The sequence below is a fragment of the Veillonella sp. genome (genome assembly GCF_015058545.1).
GTDB lineage: Bacteria > Bacillota > Negativicutes > Veillonellales > Veillonellaceae > Veillonella_A.
The window spans coordinates 1-14,602 of record NZ_SVCB01000129.1 but is presented as its reverse complement, the minus strand read 5'-3'; the positions used below and the strand labels follow the sequence as shown (position 1 = coordinate 14,602).

Below are 14,602 nucleotides of genomic sequence, written 5' to 3'. Positions count from 1 at the left end.
TTGTGGGATATTCGTCAGCATGTGGGCATGGTTTTCCAAAATCCGGACAATCAGATTGTAGCGGCCGCAGTAGAAGAAGATGTGGCTTTCGGACCGGAAAACTTAGGCGTAGAGCCGGCTGAGATTCGCCGCCGTGTCGATGAAGCCTTGGCCAGTGTTAATATGACGGAGTATGCCCTGCATTCCCCGGGACTTTTATCGGGGGGCCAAAAACAGCGTATCGCCATTGCCGGTGTACTGGCTATGAAACCGGATTGCATCGTGCTGGATGAACCAACGGCCATGCTTGATCCGGTAGGACGCAAAGAAGTATTGGAGACCGTTCATCGTTTAAATAAAGAAGAAGGCATTACTATCGTTTACATTACGCATTTCATGGAAGAAGCGGTGACTTCGGACCGTGTAGTGGTCATGAAAAACGGTAAACTCTTGCACGACGGTACACCTCGTGAAATCTTTTCACAGGTTCCGATGCTTAAAGACTTAGGCCTTGATGTGCCGGTGGCGGCGGAAGTGGCCGCTAAATTACGACTCGATGGGGTAAGTCTGTCGAATGAAATTATTACTGAGGAAGAATTGGGGGACCAATTATGCCAATAATTTTAAACAACGTTTCTTACGTGTATGGGGAGCATACGCCGTTTCGCAAAGAAGCGCTGAAAGGAATTAATTTAACAATTAATGAAGGCGATTTTGTGGGCATTATCGGTCATACCGGTTCCGGCAAATCTACTTTGGTACAGCATCTGAACGGGCTATTGCATCCGACGACGGGCCAGGTTACCATCGACGGTGTCGATGCGGCTCTTAAGACGGAAGAAGCTAAATTAATGCGTCATAAAGTGGGCATGGTCTTCCAATATCCGGAGCATCAATTGTTTGAAGAAACGATTGCGCAAGATATTGCGTTTGGTCCTAAGAACTTAGGTCTCAGCGCCGAGGAAGTGGACGCACGTGTACGGGAAGCGATGGACTTTGTAGGACTTGATTACGAAACCTATGCCAACCGCTCGCCGTTCCAACTCTCCGGTGGCCAAATGCGCCGCGTTGCTATTGCCGGTGTGGTAGCACTGAATCCGAGTTACCTGATTTTGGACGAACCGTCGGCCGGTCTCGACCCGTTTGGTCGTGAAGAGATTTTTCAAAAAATCATTGACTTACATGCCAAAAAAGGCATTACGGTAGTCCTTGTATCTCACAATATGGAAGATATTTCCCGCATGGCGAATCGCCTTATCGTCATCGATAACGGTAAGATTCAGCTTGATGGCAAACCTATCGATATCTTTATGAATAAACGACAGGAATTGCAATCGGCCGGCGTGGATGTACCGCCGGTTTCCAAGTTGGTGGAATATTTGCGCGACCGCGGCTTACCGGTTTCGCAGCAGGTTATCTCCGTAGATGACGCTGTTAAGGCGATTGAAGTTGCTTTAAAGGAGGTAAACCATGCTAAGTAATATTACTATCGGACAATATTTTCCGGGCGACTCCTTTTTGCATCGTATGGATCCGCGCGCTAAGATCGTAGCGACTATGATTTTTATCATCGCTATTTTCTTGGCGGAAACGACTTTGGCCTATACAGTGGTAGGCTTGTTTACGCTATTTACGGTGGCGTTATCGCGCTTACCGATGCGCCTCGTTTGGAACTCCGTTAAACCGCTGTGGATTATCATCGTATTTACCATGGGTGTTCATGTTTTCACGACACCGGGCACGATGATTTGGCAGTACGGCTTTTTACACATCAGTGAAGAAGGTTTGCGCATGGGTAGCTATATGGCGGCCCGCTTGGTATTTTTGATTATCTTCTCGTCATTACTTACATATACAACATCACCAATTCGTTTGACTGACGGGATTGAACATCTCTTGAATCCGTTCCGTCGTTTCGGAGTACCGGCGCATGAACTCGCTATGATGATGACTATTGCTTTGCGTTTTATTCCGACTTTGTTGGAAGAAACGGATCGCATTATGAAGGCGCAAGCTTCGCGCGGTGCTGATTTTACGACAGGCAGTTTGGTAAAACGGGCTAAAAATATGGTGCCTTTATTGGTACCGCTCTTTATCAGCGCCTTCCGTCGTGCCGATGAATTAGCGGTAGCTATGGAAGCCCGTTGTTATCGCGGTGGTGAAAACCGTACGCGCATGAAAGAATTGACCATTACAAGTTATGACTATATCGGCATTGCCGGCGTACTGGTGATTACGGTAGTATTATTAGTTTTACGCTTTGTGCCGATTGGCTAAGAATGTTATTAGCTAATCTATTCTGCAGCATGATTTGATGTTGTATTTCCTTATAAATTTTTGGAAGGAGGGCTGTCATTGGCGACAGAACAACGCAATATTCGTTTAATCGTTGCTTATGACGGCACGGAATTAAACGGCTACCAAAGCCAACTTAACGGCATTACGGTACAAGACTGCTTGGAAGCGGCACTCACTAAAGTATGCAATGAGCCTATCTCGATTTACGGCGCCTCGCGCACCGATGCGGGTGTGCATGCTAAGTTTCAAGTAGTAACCTTTTTCACAACCGGACGTATTCCCGTGGAAAACCTGACGCGGGCTTTAATTGCACACTTACCGCCTTATATTGTCATTCGCCGTGCGGAAGAGATTCCGTTGGATTGGCGACCACGTTGGAAAATAGTGGGGAAGGAATATATCTACACCATTCACAATGATGTTATTGAAGATCCCCTTGGCATGCGCTTTCACTGGCATGTAAAAAAGCCGTTAAATCGCGAGGCGATGATGGCGGCGGCAAAAGAGCTGGAAGGGACGCATGACTTCACCACTCTGCAGGGCGCAAACTCAACGCCGGCCAATCCGGTAAAAACTATGTTTGCCGTGGCGCTGCGGTTTGACGGACCGGCCGTGTATATTCACGTTATCGGGGATGGTTTTTTGTATCATATGGTACGAAATATTGCGGGCCTTTTGGTGGATGTAGGGCTGGGGCGAATCAAAGCCACTAAGATTCCGGAACTGTTAGCCGCTCGCAATCGACGTCTTATCGGTAAAACCGCACCGCCGCAGGGGCTTTGTTTGGAAGAAATTTTCTTTGACGAAGAACGACGCCAAGAGGTTATTGACAGCTTGTACGCATAATGGCAAAAGTTTTACCGTATAATATTTTATTTTTTAGAATTATGTTCAAAACGGGTAGCTATTAAATCGTTGTAAAGCGTTAAAGACGAACTATTTTGTAGGGATATATCATTTGCTCATAGCTTAGTGAATACAGTTACGATTTTAGCTTAGAATTTGTCTATGAATTTGAGCATATTCCTTTATAGCGGATTTCAAGTCATTTCTAATTCGAAAATACGATTTAGCAGTTTACTTATATACATAAGTAAAAAATTAATAAAATGCAAAAGTTTAGTTGAAACATTTTCGTGATTTTGGTTGTCTTGGTTGGCCAATTTGAGGCATAATTTTATGAAAAATCATTATGGTAAGGCTATTTCTAATGAAAAAGTCTTACCATTGATTACTTTAAAACGGTTGTTTAATGATAATATTGGTTGAATAAATATTCTTTATTGGCGATTTAATATGCATTGCATGATTAATGCTTCACTTTTTATACACTATAGAATATTACGATAATATAGCGAATTTAGCGGATTGCATCCAAGGCATAGGCATAATTTATCTTTAGCTGATGATGATTGATGATTTTGTATAAAAATGTTAAAATGTAAAGTAGTTGAAAGATTTAACAGATCCACTATACCAAGTAATGTTAATCCTAAGGAGGGTGAATCTTTTGCAAAAACGTAAAGATTTTATCTGGAAAATGGGTGGCCAGCAGGGCGAAGGTATCGAAAGCTGCGGCGAAATTATGGCCACAATCTTAGCTAAAGAGGGTTACTCTTTGTACAGCCAACGTTTATTTGCTTCCCGTATTAAAGGTGGGCATACAACGTTTGCATTGCGCATTGCTCTTGAGCAAATCATGACAGTAGGCGAATCCATCGACTTCTTAGTTGCTTTGGATCAGGAAACTGTTGACATGCACGGCAAAGAAGTTCGTGAAGGCGGTTATATTATTTGCGATAGCAAAGTTAACCCGGACTTCTCCAAATATGAAGGTGAGCCAATCACTTGCTTAGCCGTTCCTATTACCGAAACCGCCATGAAGCAAGGTTCCTTGTTAATGCGTAACATCGTTGCTTTAGGTATGTCGGTTGCTCTATTAGGATTTGAGAAAGCTCCGTTCAGAACAGCTATTGCAGCTCGTTTTGCTAAAAAAGCAGAAGATGTAATCGACAAAAACTTAAATGCTTTTGAAGACGGTTACAAACTTATCGTTGAAAAACGTGGCGAAGGCGACGTTGATACATTACCTGTACCTGAACCAAAAGATCAGATGTTCTTATTAGGTAACGAAGCCTTGGCTTTAGGTGCTATTGCAGCGGGCTCCCGTTTCATGGCATCCTATCCAATTACACCGGCTTCCGAAGTTATGGAATACATGATTAAGAAAATGGATTCCATCGGTGCTACCGTTGTTCAGACTGAAGACGAAATTGCTGCTTGTATGACTGCTATGGGCGGTGTATATGCAGGCGTACGTGGCTTCACTTGTACTTCCGGTCCTGGTCTTAGCCTCATGGCTGAATCCTTGTCCATGGCTTCCATGGCTGAACTTCCAATGCTCGTAATCGACGTACAGCGTTCCGGCCCATCCACCGGTATGGCTACTAAAGTTGAAACTTCCGATATCAATGCAGCTTGCCACAATGCACATGGTGACTATGCGAATATCGTTATTGCGCCAACCAGCATTGAAGAATGTTTCTATGAAATCCAGAAAGCATTCAACTTGGCTGAAATCTATCAATGTCCGGTAATCTTCATGCCTGACTTACAACAAGGCCTTAACAAACAATCCGTTCCTTCCTTCGATTTGGACCGTGTGCCTATCGAACGCGGTAAATTGATGAAAGAAGAAGATTTACCTGCTTTGGAACGCCCTCATTATTTCAAACGTTTTGAATTGACTGAAGACGGTATTTCTCCTCGTACTATTCCTGGTATGAAAAACGGTATGTTCTTGTCCACCGGTCTTGAACATAATGAAGAAGGTAAACCTGCTGAAGCACCAACTATGCACGTTAGCCAGACAGACAAACGTTTACGCAAATTGAGCACCGTTGCTGAAGTATATGAACCATTCCTCAATAATGCTAAACATGATGAATGCGACGTATTGGTAATCGGTATTGCTTCCAGCCGTGGCGCTATTGAAGAAGCCGCTGCTGAACTTGAAGCTGAAGGCGTTAAAGTTAACCACTTACAACTTCGCTTAATTAAACCGTTCCCTAAAGAACAGTTAATGCCATTCTATGAAAAAGCTAAAAAAGTCGTTATTTGCGAACAAAACGCAACAGCTCAATTAGCTGATATTTTCCGTATTAATATGCCTAACAAATGTAAGCTCCATAGTTGCTTAAAATATGATGGTAATCCATTCACAGCAACCTATGTGAAGAAAGCAATTAAGGAGGTTTTATAATATGGCACAAGTGACCGATTACAGAAATGATATTCGCCCTAACTGGTGTCCCGGCTGTGGGCATTATGGGGTACAGGCTGCCATTACCGATGCGGTAGCTCAGCTTGATATTAGTCCTGATAATTTAGCCGTTATCTCCGGTATCGGCTGCTCCAGCCGTATTGGTGGTTACTTCTATGCATACGGTGCTCATACGACTCATGGTCGTGCGTTACCTTATGCTCAAGGGGTAAAATTAGCTAATGAAGATTTAAATGTTGTTGTTTGCGGTGGTGACGGTGATGCCTTCGCTATCGGCATGGGCCATACTATTCATGCATTCAAACGTAATGTTAATATTACTTACGTTGTTATGGATAACCATGTTTATGGTTTGACTAAAGGTCAAACATCCCCACGTTCCGACATTGGTTTTGTAACTAAAACGTCCCCACGTGGTTCGTTTGAATCGCCATTGCCAATTTGCGAAACTGCTATTGCAGCCGGTGCTACTTTCGTAGCTCAAGGTTATATGATTAACCGTGCCGAACTCGTTGAATTGATTAAACAAGGCATGCAGCATGAAGGTTTCTCCTTCATCAACGTATTCAGCCCTTGCGTAACTTACAACAAACGTAACGGTTATGATTATTTCAAAGAAAACTTAACGTCCTTAACGACGATTGAAGGCTATGATCCTACCGATCGTGCCGCAGCCCTTAAAACATTGGGTGAACATGAAGGCTTGTTGACCGGTCTTATCTATCAAGATACGACGAAACCTTCCTTCGAACAAGCGTTGGCTGCCGCTAATGGTGGCCCACATGTACGAGCTTTGGTTCATGATGTAGTGAAACCTGATCCACTCATTTTCCGTAGCTTGTGCAACGATTTTAAATAAGATGTACGACAACAGTAATTTTAACAAGTGATGTGACGTCTTACCGGGTGCCATAGCGCTTGTATCGGTAACAGGCGATACCAAGGTGTCGCCTGTTACTCTGTTTACTGTTAGACAGTTCGTAACCATCCTGTCTTTAAATAAAACTAAGGAGATTATAAAAATGAATACTTTAAGTACAACAAAAAAGCTGACTATTTCAGGGCTTTGTTTAGCCATGTATATTGTGATTATGATGTTAACCCAAGGATTTGCTTTCGGGCAGTATCAAGTGCGTATTGCTACCGCTTTATACGGTTTAGCCGCCTTATTCCCGTTTTCCGTATTAGCTTTCGGTATCGGTAATTTGGTAAGTAACTTACTTATGGGCGGTTTAGGGCCGATTGATGCCATCGGTGGCTGCTTGGTAGGCCTTATGACGGCCGGCGGTATTGCGTATGGTAAAAAACGCGGCCTCGGCAATTGGATTGTCATTCCCTTTATTACATTGGTTCCCAGTTTGGTAGTGCCACTTTGGTTGGCACCGATTTTGAATTTACCGTATTTATTATTAGTATCTTCATTATTAGTGGGTCAAAGTATTTCTGCAGTAGTGAGCTTTTTTATTGTGAACGGCTTAGAACGATTTACAGCAACCATGCTAGGTGCGACTAAATCGGTAAACCAATCCACTATTGTTAACGGAAAAACGGCAACGGCTGCAAGCGAAGAAACTGCACCGGATGCAAATGAAGAAACTATACTTGATGTGAATGAAGCAAGTAAAGTGTAAGGAGGTGCCTCATATGGCAAGTGGTAGAAGTAGTGAAGAATTGCAGGGCGTACATGGCCTGGGCAGTCAAAAAACGGAATATCCTATGGATTATGCACCGGAGGTATTGGAATCCTTCGTAAACAAGCATCCGGGCAATGATTATTTTGTAAAATTCAATTGTCCTGAATTTACAAGCCTTTGTCCGATGACGGGGCAGCCTGATTTTGCGACGATTTATATTTCCTATGTGCCTGACGAACGGCTCGTAGAAAGTAAATCCTTGAAGTTGTATTTGTTCAGCTTCCGCAATCACGGCGATTTTCACGAAGACTGTGTAAACATCATCATGAAGGACTTAATTAAGCTCATGGAGCCTAAATACATCGAAGTGTGGGGCAAATTTACGCCACGTGGCGGTCTTGCTATCGATCCGTATGCGAACTACGGCAAACCGGGCACTGAATGGGAAAAGGTAGCGAAAGAACGCTTACATTTCCATGATATGCAGCCGGAACGGGTAGCGTATCGCTAAAAATAAAGTATATTAGCTAAAATCTAATGATAGGGCTAATCTACCTTGCAATAATAGTGGAATATAGTATAATAGCCGTAAGATTTAGTTTGATACTAAGTCTTGCGGCTATTTTGTCATGTAAGCCTTATATGATTCTTACTTTTTCAGAAAATTTACATTATTAATATCTATTTGATAATGAATGAGATATAATAGAGATATAGGTAAAAGGCTGTCGGAGGACAGTCGTAAATTCGTTTAGGTAAACAGGTAAGGAGTGACATGAGTATGTCAGAGGTATATTTTACGTCTTTACGCACACGGGTAGGGGAAAGCTTGTTAGATAAGTTGGAACGCCTTGTGCGCCGTGCGGGCATGGACAAAATTGATTTTAACAATAAGTATGTCGCTATTAAAATGCACTTTGGCGAACCGGGCAACTTGGCCTATATTAAACCGCCCTATGTAGCCCGCATTGTCAAAATCATCAAAGAATTGGGCGGTAAACCATTCCTGACAGATTGCAATACTTTGTATGTAGGCGGTCGTAAAAACGCTATCGATCATATTGAATCGGCTTACCAGAATGGTTTTAATCCTTACAATACGGGCGCTCATGTGATTATCGCCGACGGCTTAAAAGGCTTGGATGAAACATTGGTGCCGGTTCCGGATGGGAAGTATGTCAAGGAAGCTAAAATCGGCAAAGCCTTAATGGATGCGGATATCGTAATTTCCATGACTCACTTTAAAGGTCATGAATCAGCCGGGTTCGGTGGCGTTATTAAAAATCTCGGCATGGGCGGCGGTTCCCGGGCGGGCAAAATGGAACAGCACAGCGCCGGTAAACCTTTCGTGCAGCAGGAAATCTGCGTAGGTTGCCATAAATGTGAACAATATTGTGCCCATGATGCGGTCCATGTAACGAATGGCAAATCCTTCATTACGGAAGAAAAATGTGTTGGTTGCGGTCGTTGTGTTGGCGTATGTCCGGTTGATGCTATTTCACCACGATGGGATGAAGCGAATACCGTATTGAGTGAAAAAATGGCGGAATACACAGCAGCTATTGTTCGCAATCGTCCGCGCTTCCATATTAGCTTTGTTATGGACGTATCGCCATATTGCGATTGCCATGGTGAAAATGATATGCCAATCGTACCGGATGTAGGGATTATGGCATCCTATGACCTCGTAGCGCTCGATCAGGCCTGCGTGGATAAAGTGAATGCACAACCGCCAATGCCGGGCAGTATGCTTGACGAAGCGGAAGAAAAGAGCTGGGATCATTTCCACACCATTTCGCCGAATACCGACTGGGAAGCAGCCCTCAAACGTGCTGAAGAAATGGGACTCGGTACTAGAAGTTATGAAATTGTGGAAGTAAAATAGTAGCAAAAAAAAGAGCAACAGCCTCGGCTGTTGCTCTTTAGCATACATCGTAATGTACTTATTATTTGGAGTACAATTCGACGATGAGCGTTTCGTTAACTTCGATAGGAAGTTCGGAACGTTCAGGAAGACGGTTGAAAGTACCTTTGAAGGCTTCCAAGTCTTTAGTAATGTAAGGAAGTTCGAAAGAACGAAGTTCCTGGAAGTTTGTTTTGAACATTTCGTTGTCGCGGGATGCTTCGCGAAGTTCGATTACATCACCAGGTTTGCACTGGTAGGAAGGAATGTCTACGCGACGGCCGTTAACAAGAATGTGGCCATGGTTAACCATCTGACGTGCTTGACGGATGGAGTTACCGAAGCCAATGCGATATACGAGGTTGTCAAGACGGGATTCCAACAATACTAACATGTTTTCACCGGTAACACCCTGCATTTTTTTCGCTTTATCATAATAGCGTACGAACTGGCGTTCAAGCAAGTTGTAATAAGCTTTAACTTTCTGTTTTTCTAATAATTGTAAACCGTATTCAGACATTTTTTTCTGACGTTGGTCTTTCTTTACGCGCTTTAAAGCTTTGGAGTGACCGAAAACGTTCACACCGAAGCGACGACATAACTTAAAGCGTGCTTCTCTTCTCGTTGCCATGTGTTTATCACCTCATAGTAAAAAATAAAAATATAATGGCGTATCCAAATAAGATACCCAATAATGATAGCATATACGGGGCTAACTGTCAATTTATATTGCCTAATTATCCGTAGTTTATTGCAAGGTTATTGACCATTTCTTGTCCCTTTGAAAACGCCGGTTAACTGGAAACCGATATATCGACTATTTTCAATTAGGTGCGGTTTTAATTGCTGTTAGTCCAATTATTTTACTGTGCTTTAGGTTATGAATTAATAAATATTCAAAAAGTATTCATGATAAGGATGAATGTGTTTTTCAAGTGAATAGTATTATAAATCAATACAAAATTTTGAGATTTTTTATAAAATTGGGTGAAAAACGAAAGTCTTTAAAATGCATTATCACAAATTTTATTCAATTTTTTTATAAAGAAAACTGCTTTCAATATTCGTTGTATCTTATAAACATGAAAAAATCATGAGAAGTGATGCATATATTATTATCAAGTAAATTATAGGGGATATAGCACAAAAAATCCATACTTGTTTGATTGGGTATAGTTATTTTTCGTTGATTAAGAGGATTTATAAATGAATGAATAAAATCATTAATAAATGTTTTGAATAATACCGCCAATGTCATCATTTAATGTTCGAAAGTATCGATAAATTTATAAAATTTTTGTACATATCTCTTTTCTAACTGAATCAATACATGGTATACTAAGGTTAAAGAAGAGAGACATCCTTCGTCAGTCGTTGGAGGAATTTTATACGTATTATGAATGTATGAATATGTAATGCATGAAAAGGAGATGATAAGATGGATGAACTACCTACTCTGCAAGAGTTACAAAGTTTTATAACCTATAGTAAAATGGGTAACTTCACGTTAGCTGCTCAAGCTGCTAATATTACACAATCTGCTTTTAGTGCGCAGATGAAAAAACTGGAACGTTTGGTTGGTGTAAAATTAATAGCTCGCTCTACCCGTGGTAGCCGCCTTACAGCGGAAGGTGAGAAGTTCTTACCGGAAGCAGAGCATATTATTGAAATACTGGAACGTGCTATTCATAGCATTCGTTTGGCCAACAAGTTGGAACGGCCTATGCTCAACGTAGGTATTTTGCGGAGTATCGGTGACGTGCGTATGAATGCGCATGTATCGTATTTTCAACAGACTAACCCCAATTTCTCTATTTCCATTTATGACATGGAAGAAGAAGAAATGTTACTGGATTTGCGTGAAAACCGCATTGACATTGGTACTTGCTACTTGCCAAATAATAAAGATATGAGTAGCTATGAAAGTATTGCTATCCGTGAAGATTCTGTAGTTTATTATGCGCCTAAGCGCGAATTACCGGCCGGTAAAGTATTGAACACTGAAGAATTGTTGGATTATCCAATGGTTATGTATCCACCAAAATATTTCATGAGCCATCGTTTGAAATCCTACTTCTCGGAAGAAGGACGTCAGTCCTTACCACATTTAGTACGTTTATCTAATCCGTATGCCATGATTGACTATTGTCAGCGCAATGAAGCAGGGGCTTTAATTTCCCGTCATTTATTGGATGCACTTGGCATTAAGGATGGTATCTATGCATTAGCCAAACCGTTAAATCTTCAGGTTTGCTTTGTATATCGTAACAACAACTCTAAATGGGAAACAATGAAAACGTTTATGGATTACATTGTTCAAAAAGTAGGAGTTAACGGCTGATTTTGGGGAAAAATTAGTTTTGTGCTTTACATAAGTTTGTCTCATCAAATGAAAACGCGGTTTGTACCTTTTGGTCAAACCGCGTTTGTTGCATTATTTTATTTGGAATTCGGAAGTAATTAGATAATAGAGCATGTGATGTATGCTCATCTCCCTAAATAATGCCTAGTTAAGTGCTGCCGGATACATAGCCCTAACTAAATAATAGGTTTAGGCATACCCGGATAGGTAATACATATCTTAGAAGTTTACATCCTTGCCGTAGTAAGCTGCTTCGTAGATTTTCTTAATGTCTTCTACGGTTGGTTTACGTGGGTTAGTCAAGGTGCAAGCATCTTCAAGAGCGCGTTCGCTCATGCGATCGAGAACGGCTAAGAATTTATCTTCCGGAATAACAGTGTTTAAACCGTCTTTAATCGTTTTGCTTAAGCCTAAGCGTTTATTGAGATTCCAGATAGCACGTTCGATGTTTTCAATACCGAGAAGGCCTTCTAATTGAGCGTATTTCTGGGTAGCTTTTTTGTTGTATTGAATGATGTATGGTAACAAAATCGCATTGGCTTCGCCATGTGTTAAGTGGAATTCACCACCGATTTTATGAGCCATACTGTGAACGATACCTAAGGAGCAGTTGGTGAAGGACATGCCGGCCATAGTGGAGGCGTTATGTACTTTGTCGCGTGCTTTAATATTGTCAGGTTCCTGATAGGCTGTTTCTAAGTATTCAAAAATCAATCTAATCGCATGGAGTGCCAATGGATCGGTGAAATCATCGGCTGCTGTAGATACATACGCTTCCACAGCGTGTGTCATTACGTCCATACCGGTTTGTGCTGTAATGAGCGGTGGCATTTTGGATGGAATACGGCTGTCTAATAAAGCAATATCCGGTACTAAATCAGGGGATACCAATGGATATTTAATATTGTTGTCCGTATCGGTAATTACGCTGAATGCAGTGATTTCCGAAGCGGTACCACTGGTGGAAGGGATACCGATGAGGCGAGCTTTGGTGCGTAATTTAGGGAAGTTGAATTTCACAAGCTCCATGAAATCATAGCCCGGGTATTCGTAGTATACCCACATGATTTTAGCTGCGTCCATAGGGGAGCCGCCACCTAAGGCAATAATCCAATCCGGTTGGAATTCAGCCATTTTAGCTCCGCCTTCAATACAAGTTTTGATGGATGGATCCGGTTCTACACCGTCAATAATTTGAACTTCCATGCCGCCTTTTTCAAGTTGGGCTTTTGCTTCGTCGAGGAAACCAAATTTGCGCATGGAGTTACCGCCCGTAACGATGGTGGCACGTTTGCCTTCTAATTTAGACAAGTGAGTGAGAGCATCGTCACCATGAATGATGGTGTGTGGAATTCGAAAAGTTGCATAAGCCATGGGAATTACCTCCTAATGTTTACATAATTCGAACAGTGTTTATATTTGTATTGTACGCTTTTTTCAAGATTAAAACAATGTATAAAAGTGATTTTAATTATGAATAATTTAAATAGTAAAGCCACTGAAAATGAAGCCGGAGCAACATAGATTTCATGCGGATTGTTATATAATATACAGGTATTATGTGCTAATTTGTTCGCATATACATGAAAAAATATGTCTCATTCATGAGTAAAGAGTATTTGACATTTCTTCGAAAAAGTAAGATTTAAACAATAATTTCACGTTTTGTGAAGCAAAAATTTTAAGTTGATTAGAAGGACTAAGGTACGTAGAAGAATTAAGAGACTTAGAAGGACTAAGGTACTTAGAAGAACTAAGATACTTAGAAGAGCTAAAATAATTAGTCCTTAAATTAATCAGCTGTATTAAGAGAGTGTAAAAGTTTAAGTTCATTATAAGAAACGAAGGTGGATATATGAAAAAAATAGCTATTTTAGTCAATGAAGATACGATGCAGCGTTGCTCTTGCGGCGGTTGTTTAGGTGCATTCATGGGTAAGAAAGATTCCTTTGCCCGTTATGAAGGGGAAGAGATTGAATTAGTCGGATTTAGCCATTCCGGCGGTGATTTAACGAAAAAGCTGGAAACCCTTCGCAAAAAGGGTGTGGATGTGGTGCATATTTCGACGTGTACGAAGAGTAAAAACGAAGATTACGAAACCATTGCCGATGCTTGTGCTGAATATTTTGACGTAGTGGGCTACACGCACGGCAGTCCGGATGGTAAAGGTAAGGGCAAAATGGCGGTAGAATTAAAAGCGCGTCAGCCGAAGGAGGCAGAATAATGGAATTACGTAAAAGCCAAACTTTTTTCTTAGGTTTGCAATATGTATTAGCCATGTACGCCGGTGCTGTTATCGTACCGATTATCGTGGGCAGTAGCTTAAATCTGACTACCATGCAGATTGCCTATTTAATCGGCGCCGATTTATTGACGTCGGGGATTGCGACGTTGCTTCAAGTATGGCGCAATCGCTTTTTCGGCATTGGCTTGCCGGTAGTGCTGGGCTGTACGTTTACGGCCGTATTTCCTATGATTGCCATTGGTAAAGAGCTGGGCCTTGGGGCTATTTACGGGGCCATCATTACATCCGGTCTAATTGTGTTTATCATTTCTCATTGGTTCGGTAAATTAGTGCGATTCTTCCCGCCGGTAGTAACCGGCTCCATAGTGACTGTTATTGGCGTTACCTTGGTTCCCGTAGCTATGAATAATTTAGCGGGCGGCCTTGGCAGCCCGGATTTTGGCAGTGTTATGAATTTGAGCCTCGGTTTTGCCGTTTTGGCCTTCATCCTTATTTTGAATCGCCTTTTCAAAGGGTATATTCAAGCTATTTCTGTATTGCTGGGGCTCATTGTGGGCACGATTGCAGCGTTCTTCTTAGGTATGGTTAACTTTGCGCCGGTGGCGGAGGCTACTTGGGCTCATATTCCGCAGCCGTTTTACTTTGGCCTACCGACATTCCACGCCAGTGCTATTTTGACTATGACTATTGTGGCTATGGTAAGCATGGTGGAATCCACCGGTGTATTCTTGGCCTTAGGTGAAATTTGCGATCGTAAATTAACACCGAAAGATTTGGCTCACGGCTATCGTGCGGAAGGTCTTGCTTCCATCATCGGTGGGATTTTCAACTCCTTCCCGTATACGACGTTTTCACAAAATGTGGGCCTCGTCGAATTATCCAAAGTTCGTAAAACCAC

The 14,602-nt window shown here is 41.9% G+C and carries 14 protein-coding genes; 12 read left to right on the top strand and 2 right to left on the bottom strand.

Going from position 1 to position 14,602, the window contains the following annotated elements:
* From E7204_RS08240 to E7204_RS08200, 9 genes are all read left to right on the top strand, one after another.
* Positions 1 to 600: ATP-binding cassette domain-containing protein (locus tag E7204_RS08240; RefSeq protein ID WP_295183462.1), on the top strand; the 600-nt coding region annotated here is incomplete at its 5' end.
* Positions 591 to 1,460: an energy-coupling factor transporter ATPase gene (locus E7204_RS08235; RefSeq protein ID WP_295183461.1), complete on the top strand. Its 870-nt coding sequence runs from the start codon at positions 591 to 593 to the stop codon at positions 1,458 to 1,460. The genes E7204_RS08240 and E7204_RS08235, both read left to right, overlap by 10 nt.
* On the top strand, positions 1,450 to 2,256 hold the full coding sequence (locus tag E7204_RS08230; RefSeq protein ID WP_295183458.1) for an energy-coupling factor transporter transmembrane component T: 807 nt from the start codon (positions 1,450 to 1,452) through the stop codon (positions 2,254 to 2,256). Before E7204_RS08235 ends, E7204_RS08230 begins: the two co-directional genes overlap by 11 nt.
* A 78-nt stretch (positions 2,257 to 2,334) precedes the next feature.
* Positions 2,335 to 3,123: a tRNA pseudouridine(38-40) synthase TruA gene (gene truA / locus E7204_RS08225; protein ID WP_295183455.1), complete on the top strand. Its 789-nt coding sequence runs from the start codon at positions 2,335 to 2,337 to the stop codon at positions 3,121 to 3,123.
* A gap of 664 nt (positions 3,124 to 3,787) precedes the next feature.
* Positions 3,788 to 5,539 carry a 2-oxoacid:acceptor oxidoreductase subunit alpha gene (locus tag E7204_RS08220; RefSeq protein WP_366483668.1) on the top strand — a complete coding sequence of 584 codons (1,752 nt, stop codon included), beginning with the start codon at positions 3,788 to 3,790 and terminating at the stop codon, positions 5,537 to 5,539.
* A gap of 1 nt (position 5,540) precedes the next feature.
* Complete coding sequence (locus E7204_RS08215) at positions 5,541 to 6,419, top strand: 2-oxoacid:ferredoxin oxidoreductase subunit beta (RefSeq protein WP_295183449.1); 879 nt, start codon at positions 5,541 to 5,543, stop codon at positions 6,417 to 6,419.
* Between the two features lie 163 nt (positions 6,420 to 6,582).
* Positions 6,583 to 7,191, top strand: a complete 609-nt coding sequence (locus tag E7204_RS08210; RefSeq protein ID WP_295183446.1) for a QueT transporter family protein — start codon at positions 6,583 to 6,585, stop codon at positions 7,189 to 7,191.
* A 13-nt stretch (positions 7,192 to 7,204) separates the two neighbouring features.
* Positions 7,205 to 7,705: a preQ(1) synthase gene (gene queF, locus E7204_RS08205; RefSeq protein ID WP_295183443.1), complete on the top strand. Its 501-nt coding sequence runs from the start codon at positions 7,205 to 7,207 to the stop codon at positions 7,703 to 7,705.
* A gap of 264 nt (positions 7,706 to 7,969) precedes the next feature.
* Entirely contained in the window at positions 7,970 to 9,079 is a 1,110-nt protein-coding gene (locus E7204_RS08200) for a DUF362 domain-containing protein (RefSeq protein WP_366483666.1), read from the top strand.
* Between the two features lie 61 nt (positions 9,080 to 9,140).
* Here the strand turns inward: E7204_RS08200 and rpsD are convergent, their stop codons facing one another.
* A complete protein-coding gene (gene rpsD, locus E7204_RS08195; protein ID WP_127059288.1) occupies positions 9,141 to 9,728 on the bottom strand; it encodes a 30S ribosomal protein S4 in 588 nt (195 codons plus the stop codon).
* An 807-nt stretch (positions 9,729 to 10,535) separates the two neighbouring features.
* Here rpsD and E7204_RS08190 point away from each other — a divergent pair.
* Positions 10,536 to 11,438, top strand: coding sequence for a LysR family transcriptional regulator (locus E7204_RS08190; protein ID WP_295183437.1), 903 nt, complete (start codon positions 10,536 to 10,538; stop codon positions 11,436 to 11,438).
* Between the two features lie 240 nt (positions 11,439 to 11,678).
* Here E7204_RS08190 and E7204_RS08185 read toward each other — a convergent pair whose 3' ends face one another.
* On the bottom strand, positions 11,679 to 12,833 hold the full coding sequence (locus E7204_RS08185) for an iron-containing alcohol dehydrogenase (protein WP_295183434.1): 1,155 nt from the start codon (positions 12,831 to 12,833) through the stop codon (positions 11,679 to 11,681).
* 481 nt (positions 12,834 to 13,314) lie between these two features.
* Here E7204_RS08185 and E7204_RS08180 point away from each other — a divergent pair, with 481 nt between their 5' ends.
* Positions 13,315 to 13,683: a CGGC domain-containing protein gene (locus tag E7204_RS08180; RefSeq protein ID WP_021842161.1), complete on the top strand. Its 369-nt coding sequence runs from the start codon at positions 13,315 to 13,317 to the stop codon at positions 13,681 to 13,683.
* The coding region (locus E7204_RS08175) for a nucleobase:cation symporter-2 family protein (protein WP_295183431.1) at positions 13,683 to 14,602 on the top strand (920 nt) is incomplete at its 3' end. The genes E7204_RS08180 and E7204_RS08175, both read left to right, overlap by 1 nt.

Bases quoted from the DNA above. Each gene is read 5' to 3' on its own strand.
- E7204_RS08235 (WP_295183461.1), top strand. From the start codon at position 591: ATGCCAATAATTTTAAACAACGTTTCTTACGTGTATGGGGAGCATACG.
- E7204_RS08230 (WP_295183458.1), top strand. From the start codon at position 1,450: ATGCTAAGTAATATTACTATCGGACAATATTTTCCGGGCGACTCCTTT.
- E7204_RS08215 (WP_295183449.1), top strand. From the start codon at position 5,541: ATGGCACAAGTGACCGATTACAGAAATGATATTCGCCCTAACTGGTGT.
- E7204_RS08210 (WP_295183446.1), top strand. From the start codon at position 6,583: ATGAATACTTTAAGTACAACAAAAAAGCTGACTATTTCAGGGCTTTGT.
- queF (WP_295183443.1), top strand. From the start codon at position 7,205: ATGGCAAGTGGTAGAAGTAGTGAAGAATTGCAGGGCGTACATGGCCTG.
- E7204_RS08200 (WP_366483666.1), top strand. From the start codon at position 7,970: ATGAGTATGTCAGAGGTATATTTTACGTCTTTACGCACACGGGTAGGG.
- rpsD (WP_127059288.1), bottom strand. From the start codon at position 9,728: ATGGCAACGAGAAGAGAAGCACGCTTTAAGTTATGTCGTCGCTTCGGT.
- E7204_RS08190 (WP_295183437.1), top strand. From the start codon at position 10,536: ATGGATGAACTACCTACTCTGCAAGAGTTACAAAGTTTTATAACCTAT.
- E7204_RS08185 (WP_295183434.1), bottom strand. From the start codon at position 12,833: ATGGCTTATGCAACTTTTCGAATTCCACACACCATCATTCATGGTGAC.
- E7204_RS08180 (WP_021842161.1), top strand. From the start codon at position 13,315: ATGAAAAAAATAGCTATTTTAGTCAATGAAGATACGATGCAGCGTTGC.